At 41.0% G+C, this 15,128-nt stretch carries 18 protein-coding genes and 1 other annotated feature; all 18 genes read left to right on the top strand.

Going from position 1 to position 15,128, the window contains the following annotated elements; translation table 11 throughout:
* Window positions 1-166 precede the first annotated feature (166 nt).
* Window positions 167-739 carry a Maf family protein gene (locus tag ACNQGS_RS00255; RefSeq protein WP_491485615.1) on the top strand — a complete coding sequence of 191 codons (573 nt, stop codon included), beginning with the start codon at window positions 167-169 and terminating at the stop codon, window positions 737-739.
* Window positions 740-782: 43 nt separating this feature from the next.
* On the top strand, window positions 783-1,472 hold the full coding sequence (gene radC / locus ACNQGS_RS00260) for a RadC family protein (RefSeq protein ID WP_213144708.1): 690 nt from the start codon (window positions 783-785) through the stop codon (window positions 1,470-1,472).
* Between the two features lie 149 nt (window positions 1,473-1,621).
* The gene (locus ACNQGS_RS00265) at window positions 1,622-2,644 is read left to right on the top strand and encodes a rod shape-determining protein (RefSeq protein ID WP_491485616.1); all 1,023 of its coding nucleotides are present in this window, start codon (window positions 1,622-1,624) and stop codon (window positions 2,642-2,644) included.
* A 148-nt stretch (window positions 2,645-2,792) separates the two neighbouring features.
* Window positions 2,793-3,674, top strand: coding sequence for a rod shape-determining protein MreC (gene mreC, locus ACNQGS_RS00270; protein WP_423799214.1), 882 nt, complete (start codon window positions 2,793-2,795; stop codon window positions 3,672-3,674).
* Window positions 3,671-4,189 (top strand): rod shape-determining protein MreD, encoded by a 519-nt coding sequence (mreD, locus tag ACNQGS_RS00275; protein ID WP_423799213.1) that lies wholly within the window; start codon window positions 3,671-3,673, stop codon window positions 4,187-4,189. Before mreC ends, mreD begins: the two co-directional genes overlap by 4 nt.
* Before the next feature lie 198 nt (window positions 4,190-4,387).
* The gene (minC, locus tag ACNQGS_RS00280; RefSeq protein ID WP_213144712.1) at window positions 4,388-5,068 is read left to right on the top strand and encodes a septum site-determining protein MinC; all 681 of its coding nucleotides are present in this window, start codon (window positions 4,388-4,390) and stop codon (window positions 5,066-5,068) included.
* A 1-nt stretch (window position 5,069) separates the two neighbouring features.
* Window positions 5,070-5,873 (top strand): septum site-determining protein MinD, encoded by an 804-nt coding sequence (minD, locus tag ACNQGS_RS00285; RefSeq protein WP_213120020.1) that lies wholly within the window; start codon window positions 5,070-5,072, stop codon window positions 5,871-5,873.
* Window positions 5,874-6,126: 253 nt separating this feature from the next.
* The gene (locus ACNQGS_RS00290) at window positions 6,127-6,573 is read left to right on the top strand and encodes a type IV pilus modification PilV family protein (RefSeq protein ID WP_491485617.1); all 447 of its coding nucleotides are present in this window, start codon (window positions 6,127-6,129) and stop codon (window positions 6,571-6,573) included.
* Window positions 6,570-7,061, top strand: a complete 492-nt coding sequence (locus ACNQGS_RS00295) for a prepilin-type N-terminal cleavage/methylation domain-containing protein (protein WP_491485618.1) — start codon at window positions 6,570-6,572, stop codon at window positions 7,059-7,061. Before ACNQGS_RS00290 ends, ACNQGS_RS00295 begins: the two co-directional genes overlap by 4 nt.
* Before the next feature lie 15 nt (window positions 7,062-7,076).
* Complete coding sequence (locus tag ACNQGS_RS00300; protein WP_491485619.1) at window positions 7,077-8,564, top strand: hypothetical protein; 1,488 nt, start codon at window positions 7,077-7,079, stop codon at window positions 8,562-8,564.
* Between the two features lie 154 nt (window positions 8,565-8,718).
* Window positions 8,719-9,504, top strand: a complete 786-nt coding sequence (locus ACNQGS_RS00305) for a peptidoglycan DD-metalloendopeptidase family protein (RefSeq protein ID WP_491485620.1) — start codon at window positions 8,719-8,721, stop codon at window positions 9,502-9,504.
* Window positions 9,497-10,366, top strand: coding sequence for a M50 family metallopeptidase (locus ACNQGS_RS00310; RefSeq protein WP_491485621.1), 870 nt, complete (start codon window positions 9,497-9,499; stop codon window positions 10,364-10,366). Before ACNQGS_RS00305 ends, ACNQGS_RS00310 begins: the two co-directional genes overlap by 8 nt.
* A gap of 121 nt (window positions 10,367-10,487) precedes the next feature.
* Complete coding sequence (locus tag ACNQGS_RS00315; RefSeq protein WP_491485622.1) at window positions 10,488-11,933, top strand: Rne/Rng family ribonuclease; 1,446 nt, start codon at window positions 10,488-10,490, stop codon at window positions 11,931-11,933.
* Window positions 11,934-11,968: 35 nt separating this feature from the next.
* Window positions 11,969-12,050 (top strand) — a sequence feature (ribosomal protein L21 leader region).
* A gap of 13 nt (window positions 12,051-12,063) precedes the next feature.
* The gene (gene rplU / locus ACNQGS_RS00320; protein ID WP_213120024.1) at window positions 12,064-12,372 is read left to right on the top strand and encodes a 50S ribosomal protein L21; all 309 of its coding nucleotides are present in this window, start codon (window positions 12,064-12,066) and stop codon (window positions 12,370-12,372) included.
* Window positions 12,373-12,387: 15 nt separating this feature from the next.
* Window positions 12,388-12,720, top strand: coding sequence for a ribosomal-processing cysteine protease Prp (locus ACNQGS_RS00325; protein WP_213144716.1), 333 nt, complete (start codon window positions 12,388-12,390; stop codon window positions 12,718-12,720).
* A gap of 12 nt (window positions 12,721-12,732) precedes the next feature.
* Window positions 12,733-13,023: a 50S ribosomal protein L27 gene (gene rpmA, locus ACNQGS_RS00330; RefSeq protein ID WP_213144717.1), complete on the top strand. Its 291-nt coding sequence runs from the start codon at window positions 12,733-12,735 to the stop codon at window positions 13,021-13,023.
* A gap of 191 nt (window positions 13,024-13,214) precedes the next feature.
* Window positions 13,215-13,742 carry a sporulation initiation phosphotransferase B gene (locus ACNQGS_RS00335; RefSeq protein ID WP_213144718.1) on the top strand — a complete coding sequence of 176 codons (528 nt, stop codon included), beginning with the start codon at window positions 13,215-13,217 and terminating at the stop codon, window positions 13,740-13,742.
* Between the two features lie 69 nt (window positions 13,743-13,811).
* Window positions 13,812-15,104, top strand: coding sequence for a GTPase ObgE (obgE, locus tag ACNQGS_RS00340; RefSeq protein WP_491485623.1), 1,293 nt, complete (start codon window positions 13,812-13,814; stop codon window positions 15,102-15,104).
* Window positions 15,105-15,128: the final 24 nt, after the last annotated feature.

Raw genomic sequence — 15,128 nt, forward strand, 5'->3', positions numbered from 1 at the left:
ACGGCGGGCTTTTTATAGCACACCATTCGGCAAATATTGATAAAAGTTGTATAATCTGACAAATTTCTTCAAAATTTAATAATATAAAAATTGTTTGCACCGCTCTTTTTTGATACGATTAACTTGTATCTCCCTAATGCGTTGCAAAAAAAGGTAAGGTGATAAAATGCAGAACCTCATTTTAGCCTCTTCTTCTCCACGGCGAAAAGAACTTCTAGAAAATCTCCATTTAACATTCACAATTTCAAGCAGTGATGTGGATGAAAGCTTTGACCCCAAGCTTTCTCCGGAAGAAGTCGTAATGGAATTGGCCGAACGCAAGGCACAGGCTGTTTTTAAAGAAAACAGGGATGCCTTTGTGATTGGTTCCGACACGATTGTGGTTGCGAACAATCAAATCTTGGGAAAGCCAGCTGATGAGGCGGAAGCCGTACAAATGTTAAAGACCCTTTCAGGCAGTCAGCATGATGTATTTACAGGTGTTTCAATACTATCTCCAACTAGATCGACTAAGTTTTATGAAAAAACAGAAGTTTGGTTTTGGGAGTTAACGGATGATGAAATACGGTCATATGTAAAAAGCGGTGAACCGCTTGATAAAGCAGGGGCATATGGCATTCAGCAGCTTGGAAGCATGCTTGTCAAAAAAATCCATGGGGACTATTTTGCGGTTGTCGGCCTGCCGGTTGCAAGAACCAGAAGGGAATTGAAACGGTTAGGTTATCATTTACCGTACTAATTTTTTCTGACAATAACTCCCGACACTTAGGGAGGGAAAAGTTATGTCAACCAACACATTAATGATTCGTGATTTCCCACAAGATGAACGGCCAAGAGAACGGTTTATCCAGCATGGCCCGCAAAGTTTATCCAATCACGAGTTAGTTGCAATATTGCTTCGGACCGGAACGAAGGATGAATCAGTGCTGCAATTATCGAATCGCCTCTTAACTCATTTTGAGGGTTTAAGGCTGTTAAAAGCGGCCACTTTGGAGGAAATTACCGAAATAAAAGGGATTGGCTCCGCGAAAGCGATACAGCTTCTGGCGGCAGTCGAAATTGGCAGGAGAATTGCCAATTTGGAATATAATGACCGCTATGTAATCCGCTCGCCGGAAGACGGAGCCAAGTATGTAATGAACGATATGCGCTTTCTGTCACAGGAGCATTTTGTCTGCTTGTATTTAAATACCAAGAATCAGGTCATGCATAAACAAACGGTATTTATTGGCAGCTTAAACGCTTCCATCGTTCACCCGCGTGAAGTATATCGGGAGGCGCTAAAGCGGTCTGCTGCATCCATCATTGCTCTTCACAATCACCCATCCGGTGACCCCGCGCCAAGCCGGGAGGACATTGAGGTGACTAAGCGACTGGTAGAATGCGGCAAGATCATTGGAATTGATCTTCTGGATCACATCATCATCGGTGAAAATAAGTTTGTCAGCTTGAAGGAAAAAGGATATTTGTAATGCTATGATTTTATTTGACGTTAGGATATAATATTGGTTATGATTTTTTAGGACTGCCTATTCAATTACGTTACAATTATTGGAAAACTTTACGATAAACACCTGCCTTAGGACAGAGCATTTAGTATCAGAAAGGGAGATACAACGTTATGTTTGGAATTGGAACAAAGGATCTTGGGATAGATTTAGGAACTGCCAACACCCTTGTGTATGTAAAGGGGAAAGGGATTGTCACAAGGGAGCCATCTGTGGTGGCGATGCATACGGATTCAAAACACATTGTTGCGGTCGGAAATGACGCAAAAAACATGATTGGTCGGACTCCGGGAAATGTGGTTGCTGTTCGTCCGATGAAGGATGGCGTCATCGCTGATTTTGAAACAACAGCTGTTATGATGAAGCATTTATTCCGCGAGGCCCAAAAGAATAAAGGCTTTTTCGCCGGTAAGCCGTATGTGATGGTCTGTGTACCATCAGGGATTACAGCGGTTGAAGAGAGAGCAGTTATTGATGCAACTAGACAAGCGGGAGCAAAGGATGCCTACACAATTGAAGAGCCGTTTGCTGCCGCTATTGGTGCCAACCTTCCAGTCTGGGAACCGACGGGAAGCATGGTTGTAGACATCGGCGGTGGTACAACGGAAGTAGCGATTATTTCTTTAGGGGGAATTGTTACTTGCCAATCAATCCGTGTTGCTGGTGATGAGATGGATGAGGCGATTATTTCCTATATTAGAAAAACATATAATTTGATGATTGGTGACCGTACTGCGGAAACGATCAAAATGGAAATCGGTTCTGCAGGCACGCCTGAAGGTATCGATAACATGGAGATTCGCGGCCGTGACCTTCTGACTGGTCTGCCAAAAACAATTGAAATTTCCGCCAAGGAAATTGCCTCCGCTTTAAGTGATACGGTTTATGCCATTGTTGAAGCAGTGAAGAATACGCTTGAAAAAACACCACCGGAATTGGCTGCCGATATTATGGATCGAGGCATTGTCCTCACGGGCGGCGGGGCGCTGCTGCGCAATATTGACCGTGTCATTAGCGAGGAAACAAAAATGCCTGTCCTGATTGCAGAAAACCCGCTCGACTGTGTGGCAATCGGTACAGGAAAAGCTTTAGACCATATCCATTTATTTAAAAACAAAGCTAAAGATTCAAGATAGATAGAAAAGCGGAAGCGCCTTGATCAGGGGCGACAGGCATAAGACGAGTCGGCGAGAAGGCTGTTTTTTAGCCTTCTTGACGAATTGGCTTATGACCCCGAGCCCCTAGGCGCTGGAGCTGGACAATGAAAATTAGAGGTGTAATATCATGCCACAGTTCTTTTTGAATAAGCGTTTGATCATTTTGCTCGTCAGCATCATTGTTCTCGTGGCATTGATTGGGTTTTCTTTAAGGGAGAGGAGTAAGCTTACCTGGCCGGAGCAGTTCGTCAAGGACTCAACCGGCTGGGTTCAATCCCTGGTTTCAAGGCCTGCCCAGTATGTTGCAGGCTTTTTTGAGAATCTTCAGGATTTGCAAGATACATATGATGAGAATAAGGAATTAAAATCACGGGTTGAGAAAATTGCCAGCCTTGAAGCAGAAGTTCAAGAACTGAAAAAAGACAACAAAGAATTACGTGACGTTCTCGATGAAAAAAAGACCCTGAGAGATTTGGAACCAATGCCGGCAACAGTTATTGGCAGAAATCCTGATCGTTGGCATGAAATGATTATTATCAATAAAGGCAAATTAGATGGAATTAAAAAAAATATGGCTGTTATAACAGCAACAGGATTGATCGGAAAGGTGAAAAACGTCACCCAATTTAGCTCAACAGTGCAGCTATTGAGTGCAATGGACCCGAAAAACCGAATCTCCGCTGTGATTCAGGGGGAAACCGAGGTTTACGGATTCGTTCAGGGCTTTGATGATAAACAAAAAATGCTTCTCGTTAAAGCTATTCCATCAGGAGCTAAGGTGGAAAAAGGGCAGACGGTCATCACCTCAGGAATGGGCGGTGTCTTTCCTAAGGGGTTGATGATTGGAAAAGTAGAAGAGGTGAAACCGGACCAATATGGCTTAAATCAAACCGCACTAGTGAAGCCGGGAGCGGACTTTTACGATATTGAAAATGTCATGGTCATTAAAAGGTTAATGACGAGCCCTGAGGAAAGTGCGATGAAATCCGGGAAGGAGGAAGACTTGTGAGAAAATTCTTTCTCCCTCTTTTGTTTTTGCTCCTTTTTATTTTTGAAAGTCTGTTTGTTCAATTTTTGCCCGCTGATTCCTTTGGAAACCGTATACTAGTTCCGCGGTTCCTGTTTGCCACTCTGCTTTTTTTGACGATTTATGTTGGGAAAAATCAGGGGATTATTTATGCGGCCATCTTTGGACTTCTATTTGATATCGTATATGTAGAAATTATCGGCATTTATTTTTTCTTGTTTCCATTTATCTGCTACCTAGCAGCAAAGGTTATGCAGGTGATTCAGTCCAATATCGTTGTCGCTTTCTTCGTTTCCCTTTTGGGAGTTGCGCTGTTAGAAGTGGGCGTGTATGAAATTAATTATTTAATCCATGTGACAAATCTTGATTTTATGAGCTTTGTCAATTTGCGTTTCTATCCCACTCTTATATTAAATGGAGTTTTTCTCGTGTTAGCAGCCTATCCTTTAAAACGCCGCTTTGAAAAACATGCCGAGGCAATGCGGGAGGATTTATGAATCAGGGAAAAGTCTTGGTATGGCCGCTTCCTCATTCACAGAATGTTCCTGATGACAAAGTTTGGGGAATGTTTTTTTTAAAAAAGGAGAATGGACAGTTCGTGTCGAACTCTTTAAAGATGGATGTTTATGATTTGGATTTGGGAAATAATAGCTTAAATCCGAAATTGTTTTTGTATTTTGAGGTGAAAATTCTCCATGAAAAATCGGCAAAATGTTACAATAAAAGGAACAAAGGACGGGCTTGTTCTTCATCTTGATGATACCTGTTCCTATGAGGAATTAAAGCAAGAACTGGACCAAAAGCTCTCCGCCAACTCCAGAACGCAGGAGGAACGCCACTTAATTTCTGTGAAAGTGGATATTGGCAATCGCTATTTAACGGACGATCAAAAGGAAGAACTAAAAGAATTAATCCGCCAAAAGAAAAACTTAATGGTGGATGATATTGAATCGAATGTGATTACGAAGGAAGAAGCCAATCGACTAAAGGAAGAAAACGAGGTCGTAACGGTTTCAAGAATCGTCCGTTCTGGGCAGGTATTAAGAGTTTCAGGGGATTTACTATTAATTGGAGATGTGAATCCAGGCGGAACGGTGATTGCAGGCGGGAATATTTTTATAATGGGTGTCCTCAAAGGAATTGCTCATGCAGGGTGTTTTGGCAATGAACAGGCAGTTATTGCCGCTTCGAGCATGAAGCCATCGCAGCTAAGAATCGGCGAATATATAAATAGATCCCCAGATTCGAATCCTGCTAATGAGCACAGAGAAATGGAATGTGCTTACATAAATGAGAACCATTATATTATTATCGATAGATTACAAGCTTTAAATCATTTAAGGCCTAATTTAACGAGATTAGAAGGGGGACATTAAAGTGGGAGAAGCAATCGTAATTACATCAGGTAAGGGCGGCGTCGGCAAAACAACAACCTCTGCCAATATCGGCACTTCGCTGGCTCTTCAGGGAAAGAAAGTATGCTTAATAGATACGGACATCGGCCTTCGAAACTTAGATGTCGTAATGGGGTTAGAAAATAGAATTATCTATGATTTAGTCGATGTGGTTGAAAAAAGATGCAAAACCCATCAGGCACTCGTTAAGGATAAGCGATTTGACGGCCTTTTGTATTTGCTTCCGGCAGCACAGACTGTCGATAAGTCAGCTGTTACACCCGAGCAGATGCAAGAGTTAATTACAGAGTTAAAGCAGGATTATGACTACATAATTATCGATTGTCCTGCCGGAATCGAGCAGGGCTATAAGAATGCCGTGGCCGGTGCGGATAAAGCCATTGTGGTGACAACGCCGGAGGTTTCTGCTGTCCGCGATGCTGACAGGATCATCGGCCTTTTAGAAAAAGAAAAAGACATGGAGCCGCCTAGGCTAATCGTCAACCGGATTCGCAACCATATGATGAAGACCGGTGATATGCTTGATATTGATGAAATTACCCAACATTTATCAATCGAACTGATTGGCATTGTCGCTGACGATGAAGAGGTCATCAAAGCATCCAATCATGGTGAGCCGATTGCACTAAACCCAAACAGCAAGGCATCGATTGCCTACCGAAATATCGCCAGAAGAATTCTTGGAGAGTCTATCCCGCTTCAATCACTCGAAGATCAAAATAAAGGTGTATTTTCAAAACTGAAGAAATTCTTTGGAGTTCGATAAAAATCAAAGCCTGTTCACAACAACTGTGGACAGGCTTTTTCTATATAGAAAAGCCAATTATTATAAACGATATTTATTATTATGCATACACAAATTCCCCTAAACTTCTGCTCAATTGTGAATTTTTTGTAAAATAATATCACATTTTTGGTAAATAAGTGGTATATTATAAAAAAGTCCTATATTTTTCCTTTAATATAGTATTTTAGAATTATTTCGCTTGTTACTATAGTTCTAGAATGAAGGTGGTACTATGAAGAAAAACGATGGTTTCACTTTAATAGAAGTCCTAGTCTCCATTGTCATCTTAGGTATGCTCTTAACAAGTTTCTTCCAATTCTTTGTCTTTTCCCAAAAAACGACGATAACCAATAAAGAAAAACTAGTGGCTGTAAATATTGCTCAAAATGTTTTAGAGCAAATTAAAGACGGCACTTACCCGGAAATAACCGATAAAACCCAGATTGCTGGCGTTACCTATCCAAAGACTTATAATGCTATTTTAACCTGTACCCAAAGCGATGCGGCTCAAAAAAATGCCTGTCTACAAAAATACAACAAAACCGAAGATCAAAAAAAATACTCCATTCAAGTAGAAGTAGGGCCAGTTAGGGAGAATAAATTACATACTGTCATAGTTAACATTAACAACGAAAATGGAAAGAAAATTTCTTTTGTAAAGGGAGTTTTAGAATTATGAAACTAAAATTACTCTTTTCTCAAAAGGGCTTAACTCTTGTGGAATTGCTGTTGGGACTGGCTATAGTGGGAATTGTTTCATCCATGATCATTAGTAATTTAATAGGAGGAATGAGCAGCTTTAAAAGTGTCAACAAGCAAATTTCCTTGCATGATGAAGCGAACTACATAATGTCAACGTACGTAAATAAAATTTTTGTTGCTAAAAAGGTTACCGAGATTAGCGGGACAGATACAGGCTGCGGTCCACAAATAGAACTTACTGATTATGAGGAGAAAAAAACAAAAATCGGTTTATCTGGAGATAAAGCCTTAATGGAGGATGTAGCAATCAACTCGGACAGCCTAAAAATTGTCTGCAGCGAATCCAAAATGACCTTAGATACGGTCAATCATACAGTTTCGATTAAGATGGTTATTATGGATGATACAACTAAAAAGAAATTAGAATTAAATAATTCTGTATCTTTCGAAGAAGTAATAGATTGAGGAGGGTTGTCTGAAATGATGCTGAATGAGAAGGGCTCATCGCTAGTTACCGTATTAATGGTTGTTTTAATATTTTCAGTTCTTGGAATCGCGTTAATGGGGAATGTGATTAATGAAAATAAGCGGGTAGTGGCGACAGAGTCGGACGTTCAGGCAAGGTATTTGGCAGAGAATGGACTCACTTATTTTGAAAAAGATTTTCAGGTGTCCATACCAGATATAAAAGCTCAACTTAAAGAACGAGTCAAAAAACAAACCGAACCTAATATCGTTCAAATTGATGACCTTGGCGCCTTCGCAGCGGAAGAATTTATATTGTCACAGTATCCAAATGAAATACCAGTGGGGGATTCAAGTAACCCGAATGAAACAAAAATCAAAGCAGAACTCATTACTAGTAACGGTGAAAAAGTAATAAAGGTGACAAGTACTGGAACCTCCGGAAGCAAGGTAAAGAAGTTAATAGGGTATTATAAACCGAATATCTCTATAGATTTTGATACTCCTAAATTTAGAGTTGCTAACTTTGTAGGAAGAGCGATAGATTTTAGTGACAATAGTGCAATCGGACTAAATTTACTTTCGGCTGTCTCTTTAAGTTTATTTCAATTTGACAGAACAAAGGATGAGAATCATAACTATCGTGTGCCTGATGACGAACTTTTAAAGCTTAATTTGCTTAATTCTCTGGGGATTAATCTTGGAGTCGGTAATAGATTTCAAATGATGGAAAAATACCCTATTCTTGCAACGAGGAAGAATACCCTTTTGGGAGCGAAAGTTTTAAAAAATAATGAATATCCTTTGGTAACTGCTGATTTGTTAACATATAAAGATGATCAGCCGACCAATGTCCTAATTGACGGCAGTTACAATGTTTTTGATGCATTAGTATTTAAAAATGTTAAGTACCAGGATATAAATTTTAAAAAGCTGGCGGTTATGGGAAACGCAATTATACAGCAAGATAGGTATAACGAGTCAAATTATGGTTATATAGATAACAGCTCACCTCGAACATTTTCATTTGAAGATGGTCTATATGTTAATAAATCATTAGTCATAGGCGATTCACCAGGAGGGGTTGGGAATTTAAAGATACTAGGTGACATAGTTGTAATAGGAAATCTCTTAATTAAAGATATCGATTTAATAATGGGTCCCAAAAAAGGTAACGAAGCAATTTATGTTGATGGTGATGTCACAATTACAAATTCTTGTTTGAGTTCTGAGCCTGATAGCTTTCAAAGCCGTATATTTGCAAAAGGTGAAATAACTATAAACGTTGGTCAAGATTGCAGTAATAAATTTAATGCTGTGCTTTATTCTGAAAAGGGGATTAAAATAAATAATAAAGGCAAAGAGCTCCTTTATAAGGGTGGGCTAATTGGTGATGTAACTGGTAAAGAAAACCTGAAGTTTGGGGAAAGAAATGCTAATTACTTAGACATATTGCAATTAAAGGGAAGTTTAACTCCTAAAGGGAGAGAATTTCAGAAGTAAAATAACCAAATGTGATACAAAAGGACCTTTAAAGCTGGAAAGGTCCTTTTTTAATACATATATAAAACTATCTCAATATATGAATTTAATCCAGTCATACTTTGTCCACCCCCTTCATAAACTTGTACAAACTGTGTGAAAAGGGTTGATGGGTATGGCGCGGTCTACTCCGGATGAAATACGGCGGCGAATCGCAAAGAGAAAAAAAGAAATGGGCGGCAGCAAGGCAAATGCGCCAGATCGGAATTTGTTATGGCCAGGGGATGAGGAAAAATATGAATTTAATTATATCCCCCCGTCTGCAGGCGGTGATGGTGATGATGGACACCCCTTATTTAAAAAGGAAGTATTCTTTTTTAAAATTCTAGCATCGATCCTCTTGTTCTTAGTAGTGGCGATTATGTTCCGCAATCAAACGGCCACTTTTCAGCCGGCGAGGGACGTCGTCCTAAAAACAATGGATCAAGATTTCAAGTTTGCCGTTGTTTCCAAGTGGTATGAAGATAAGTTTGGCAAGCCGCTTGCTTTGTTGCCTTTTTCTGAAAAAGACAAATCAGATGCGAAAGAGCAGGTCCAAAAAGGGGCTGTTCCGGTAACAGGAAAAATTCTTGAGAACTTTGAGAAGAACGGCCAGGGAATTATGATTGAGACTGGCAAAGGAGCGGCAGTCCAAGCGATCAGTGACGGGTTTGTCATGGATGCTGGAGAAAAGGAAGGGATCGGGAAAACCGTCGTGATCCAGCATTCCGATGGAACAGAAACATGGTATGGGAATTTAAAAGATATCAAGGTCAAGCTCTATGAATATATCGATAAGAGAGCAGTGGTGGGGACAGTTTCTGATTCAGCGGGAGAAGACAAAGCAAAAGGCCAGTATTATTTTGCTGTTAAAAAAGGCGATGAGTTCATCGACCCGATTCAGGTGATTCGTCTTGAATAAAGCGATTGAGTTACTCCGGCATGTTCATATCCACCCGCTGTTATGGTTAATCGTTGCACTCTCAATTGCCACGGCCCATTTTATGGAAGTCAGTTTACTCCTGGGCATCATTTTTGTTCATGAAATGGGGCATGCGGCGGCGGCTTCTTTTTTTTCCTGGAGAATCAAAAGAATCACCCTCCTGCCATTTGGCGGGGTCGCGGAGATGGATGAGCACGGGAATCGTCCGTTAAAGGAAGAGGCCATTGTTGTCTTGGCAGGTCCGCTCCAGCATGTATGGATGATGGGAGCGGCATTTGCTCTCCTTCATTTCAATCTGTTTCCCGAGGATTTATTTCCATTATTTATTGAATATAATCTGATGATTTTAATTTTTAACCTTTTTCCAGTTTGGCCGCTCGATGGCGGGAAACTGGTATTTTTACTGTTATCATTGAAAAATTCTTTTGCAAGCGCCCATCGCACCACGCTGATGATTTCCTTCGTCAGTTTATGCATTTTTTCATTTGTAATATTAGCTACAGCACCAGCCCACATCAATGTTTGGGTAGTAATCGGCTTCTTATTCTTCTCGCTTTATTACGAATGGAAGCAGCGGCGCTTTATTTTCATGCGCTTTTTACTTGAACGTTATTACGGGAAAAAATCATCAAGTCTAGACTCCTTGAAACCTATTCAGGCAGACGAGCAGGATCTTCTGATTAACGTCTTGGAAAAATTCCAGCGCGGTTGCAAGCATCCTATAATAGTCGAGGTCGACGGCAGGGAAAAAGGCACTCTCGATGAAAACGAATTACTGCATGCCTATTTCACAGAAAAACGTTTAAACGACAAAATAAGCGACCTTCTCTTTTTGTATTAGTAAGGTATAATAGATAAGAAAGCAGAGAGCGCTCGTCTGGGTACGAGCGCTTTTTCATGTAACTTTGGGTAAAATAATGGTTAACCCAATAAGCTATTATAAAAAGGTGAGGAAACAAGGTTTGGAAACATTAATTATAAATTACATAGGGCGGGAAAAGCGCTTCGCTTATCTCCGCGGAAATCGTATAGAAAAGATTATTTTTGACCGGCCACAACATCGATCGCTGGTTGGTAATATTTATTATGGGACCGTGACAAAGGTTTTACCCGGGATGAATGCTGTTTTTATCGATATCGGGGAAGAGAAAAATGCTTATTTACATCGTGATCAGCTTCAGGCATATGTGTTAGCATCAGAAAAACAAGGAAATGTCTCGTCCTACGTCCATCAAGGGGAAAAGCTGCTTGTACAGGTTGACAAGGATGCAACAGGCACCAAGGGTCCGAAAGTGAAAGGTATTATCGAAATACAAGGCACAAACCTGATTTATATGCCAAAAGGGCGATATGTTGCAGTATCCAAAAAAATTGCGGACGAAAAACTAAAAGCACGGCTTCGACAAAAAGGTAACCACATGAAAACCGAAGAAGAGGGCCTGATTTTTCGGACATCAAGCATTACCGCAACCGAAGATGAGCTCCGCGAAGAATTAAGCAGCCTGCGTGAACAATACCAGGAATTTACCAAAAAAGCCGCTACCTTAAAAAAGCCGGGACTAATTTTTCAAAAAGATACCTTCTTGGAAATGATTCAACATCAAGCTGAAAAAATGTCATCAGGTGAAATCATCGTAGATGACCTAGAACTAAAAAAACTACTCGGAGAAAAGCATGCCTGTACCTATTATAATGGAAAAGAAAATATCTTTTCCGCCCACCAAATTGAGCATGAAATTGATAAAGCTCTAAAGCGGGTTGTCTGGCTTGATCATGGTGCCTATCTCATCTTTGATGAAACAGAGGCCCTCACCATTATCGACGTAAATACCGGGAAATTTTCCGGCAAGCAAGATTACCAGGATACCGTACTTAAAACCAATCAGCTGGCAGCGAAAGAAATCGTCAGACAGCTGCGTCTTCGTGATATTGGCGGGATTGTGCTTATTGATTTTATTGACATGAATCGTGATTCAGACAAGCAATCGATTCTAAATCTTTTTGAAAAAGAGCTGTCAAAGGATGAAAAAAGAACGAAAGTGATTGGCTTTACGCCGCTAGGGATTCTGCAGCTGACTAGAAAAAAAACGAAGGTTACCTTGTCGGAAGCGTTGCAGGAAAAATGTCCGGTATGTGAGGGGACAGGAAAAATCTTAAGTGCAGAGACGATTGCGTTCAGACTAGAAAGGGAGCTATTGGAGCATCGCTATTCTGAATTTGAAGCAGTCCTGGTAGAAACGACAAAAGAGGTTAAAGAGCAAATTCTTCCCCATTTAGAAATCTTGGAAGAAATGCTTCATTTTAAAGTGTTTTTTACAACTACCATAGCACCAGCACATTATTATTTATTGAAGCAATTCGGGTCAGTGGATGAGATATCCCAAAAAGCTGTTGACACTTTCGTCTAAATTATGTATGATTTTAATGTTATGTTTGTAGCGCACCCGTGCTACAACCGCACATGACAGGTAGTAAGTCTTACGCTTTAGCATAAGCGCCTGTTTTTGGCGAGTCTGAGTTTATAAGGAGGTGCAGTTCATGTACGCAATTATCGAAACTGGCGGAAAGCAAGTGAAAGTTGAAGAAGGTCAAGCTATCTACATTGAAAAACTAAATGCAGAAGCTGGCGAAACAGTTACTTTTGACAAGGTTCTTTTTGTTGGCGGTGAAAATGTAAAAGTAGGAAGCCCTGTTGTTGCAGGCGCTACTGTTACAGCTAAAGTTGAAAAACAAGGCCGTCAAAAGAAAATCATTGTTTTCAAGTACAAGGCGAAGAAAAACAACCGTAAGAAGCAAGGTCATCGTCAACCTTATACTAAAGTAGTCATCGAAAAAATCAACGCGTAAGGTGTTGAGTAATAGATGATTCACATTACGATTAATCGTACTGAATCCGGACTCGTTCATTCCTTTACGATGAGCGGACATGCTGACTTTGCAAAACGTGGCCGAGATATTGTTTGTGCTGGTGCATCGGCTGTTTCATTTGGAACAGTGAATGCCATCGAGGCTCTTACGGGAGTCAAAGCACAGGTTAAACAAGGGAATGGCGGCTTTCTACAATGTACGTTTCCAGAGAATATTTCAAACGAAACACAAGAGAAAGTTCAGTTGTTGCTTGAGGCGATGATTGTCTCACTTGAAGGGATTGAAAAGGAGTACGGAAAGCACATAAAATTAACCTTCAAACAGTAGGAGGTGGAACAAATGTTAAGATTAGATCTTCAGTTTTTCGCTTCTAAAAAGGGAGTAGGTTCAACAAAGAACGGACGTGACTCTATCGCAAAGCGCCTTGGTGCTAAGCGTGCGGACGGTCAATTTGTAACTGGCGGTTCTATCCTGTACCGTCAACGCGGTACTAAGATTTACCCAGGTGAAAACGTTGGCCGCGGTGGAGACGACACTCTATTTGCGAAAATCGACGGCGTTGTAAAATTTGAGCGCTTTGGTCGTGACCGCAAAAAAGTGAGCGTATATCCAGTAGCTCAAGAAGCTTAAAGTTACTAGAAAACTCTAACCATAACGGTTAGAGTTTTCTTTTTACCTTAACACCCTCACCTGTTTATTCATCATCATTGCACTTTTGCCTCTCCAAATCGTATCATTCAACATAAAAATTGCTTACTCATGGTTGTTTTTTTGATATACTAACAGAAAATAGTTTCCGATAAAGGATTGGGAGAGTACGCATGGAGAAAGAATGGGATATTATCGAAGTGCTGCGGCATTCACGACATGATTGGTTAAATAAGCTGCAGCTCATCAAAGGTAACCTCGACTTAAATCGAATTGACCGGGTTAAAGAGGTCATTACGGAAATTGTAGTGGAGGCACAGCATGAGACAAAACTGTCTAATCTGGGACTTCCACAATTTGCCTCATTATTATTTACAGCTAATTGGGAAAGTCATGCCTTTCAGTTAGAATATGAGGTTTTTGAGGATTCTGAGTACATAAAGATTAATGACTTCAAATTAACTGAATGGACAAAATCTCTTTTTGCCCGTTTAAATCAGACGATTGAAGCATTTCAAGAAAACCATTTATCCATAACAATTGAACCGCAGTCAGATGGAATTCGTTTCTTTTTTGATTTTCGCGGGATAATAAATAACAAGGAACTGATTGAACAATTCCTGGCTGGTTCACAAGAGGTGACCATTAAGGAATTTACCGAAAGCGAATTCGCGTTAGAGGTGTTTATGCCTGCTGTTTAATTCTGTGTGCATACGCCCGCGATCTCGTCGCATTCATCAGTTATTTCAAAGAACGACGGGAGGATCAACATGTTTGTCGATCAAGTAAAAATTTATGTAAAAGGCGGCGATGGCGGTAACGGAATGGTTGCGTTTCGCCGTGAGAAATATGTACCTAATGGCGGTCCAGCTGGGGGCGACGGCGGTAAAGGTGCAAATGTAGTTTTTGAAGTGGAAGAAGGCTTGCGTACGCTGATGGATTTCCGTTATCAGCGTCATTTTAAGGCACCGCGGGGTGAGCACGGCATGTCCAAGGGGCAGCATGGAAGAGGCGCCAAGGATATGATTGTTAAAGTGCCGCCTGGAACGGTTGTTATGGATGCGGCTACAAATGAGGTCATTGCCGATTTAGTTGAGCATGGTCAGCGCGCGGTTATTGCCAAAGGCGGCCGCGGAGGACGTGGGAATACCAGATTTGCGACACCGGCAAACCCAGCTCCTGAGATTGCTGAAAACGGCGAACCGGGCCAAGAGCGCGACGTCATTCTAGAATTGAAGCTTCTTGCCGATGTGGGTCTTGTTGGATTTCCGAGCGTCGGAAAATCAACATTATTATCAGTTGTTTCTTCAGCCAAGCCGAAAATTGCGGAATATCATTTTACGACCATCGTTCCTAATCTTGGAATGGTTGAAACCGAAGATGGCCGCAGCTTTGTCATGGCCGACCTTCCTGGGCTTATTGAAGGCGCACATGCCGGAGTTGGCTTGGGGCACCAATTTTTACGACATATTGAACGGACAAGGGTCATCGTCCATGTTATTGATATGGCGGCGTCTGAGGGAAGAGACCCATATGAGGATTATCTAACGATTAACAGGGAACTGCAAGAATACAATCTCCGTTTGACCGAGCGGCCGCAGATTATTGTCGCGAACAAAATGGATATGCCTGATGCGGAAGAGAATTTGCAAATATTTAAAGAGAAGCTGCAGGAGGATTATCCGATTTTTCCAATTTCTGCGATATCACGAAAAGGTCTTCGTGAGCTGTTGTTTGCAGTTGCTGATAAGATTGAGGAAACACCGGAATTCCCGCTTCAGCATGAAGAAGAAGAGGAAACAGGCGTTCACCGCGTTGTCTATAAACACGAAGCGGATGCTGATGCGTTTAACATTACAAGAGATCCGGATGGAGCATTTGTCCTTTCTGGTGATAAAATTGAAAGACTGTTTAAGATGACTAATTTTTCAAGGGATGAATCTGTGCGCCGTTTTTCACGCCAGCTCCGCGGCCTTGGGGTTGACGATGCCTTAAGAAAAAGAGGAGCAAAAGATGGGGATATTGTGAGGCTGCTGGAATTTGAATTTGAGTTTTTAGAATAAGTAGAGGTCCCTAAGAGGGAGAGT

The sequence above is a fragment of the Neobacillus sp. PVCKKU3 genome (assembly GCF_058323225.1).

Coding starts and splice junctions, on each gene's coding strand:
- ACNQGS_RS00305 (WP_491485620.1), top strand. CDS start 8,719: ATGGCGCGGTCTACTCCGGATGAAATACGGCGGCGAATCGCAAAGAGA.
- mreC (WP_423799214.1), top strand. CDS start 2,793: ATGCCACAGTTCTTTTTGAATAAGCGTTTGATCATTTTGCTCGTCAGC.
- obgE (WP_491485623.1), top strand. CDS start 13,812: ATGTTTGTCGATCAAGTAAAAATTTATGTAAAAGGCGGCGATGGCGGT.
- ACNQGS_RS00300 (WP_491485619.1), top strand. CDS start 7,077: ATGATGCTGAATGAGAAGGGCTCATCGCTAGTTACCGTATTAATGGTT.
- radC (WP_213144708.1), top strand. CDS start 783: ATGTCAACCAACACATTAATGATTCGTGATTTCCCACAAGATGAACGG.
- rplU (WP_213120024.1), top strand. CDS start 12,064: ATGTACGCAATTATCGAAACTGGCGGAAAGCAAGTGAAAGTTGAAGAA.
- ACNQGS_RS00290 (WP_491485617.1), top strand. CDS start 6,127: ATGAAGAAAAACGATGGTTTCACTTTAATAGAAGTCCTAGTCTCCATT.
- minC (WP_213144712.1), top strand. CDS start 4,388: ATGAAAAATCGGCAAAATGTTACAATAAAAGGAACAAAGGACGGGCTT.
- ACNQGS_RS00295 (WP_491485618.1), top strand. CDS start 6,570: ATGAAACTAAAATTACTCTTTTCTCAAAAGGGCTTAACTCTTGTGGAA.
- ACNQGS_RS00325 (WP_213144716.1), top strand. CDS start 12,388: ATGATTCACATTACGATTAATCGTACTGAATCCGGACTCGTTCATTCC.
- ACNQGS_RS00255 (WP_491485615.1), top strand. CDS start 167: ATGCAGAACCTCATTTTAGCCTCTTCTTCTCCACGGCGAAAAGAACTT.
- rpmA (WP_213144717.1), top strand. CDS start 12,733: ATGTTAAGATTAGATCTTCAGTTTTTCGCTTCTAAAAAGGGAGTAGGT.
- ACNQGS_RS00265 (WP_491485616.1), top strand. CDS start 1,622: ATGTTTGGAATTGGAACAAAGGATCTTGGGATAGATTTAGGAACTGCC.
- ACNQGS_RS00335 (WP_213144718.1), top strand. CDS start 13,215: ATGGAGAAAGAATGGGATATTATCGAAGTGCTGCGGCATTCACGACAT.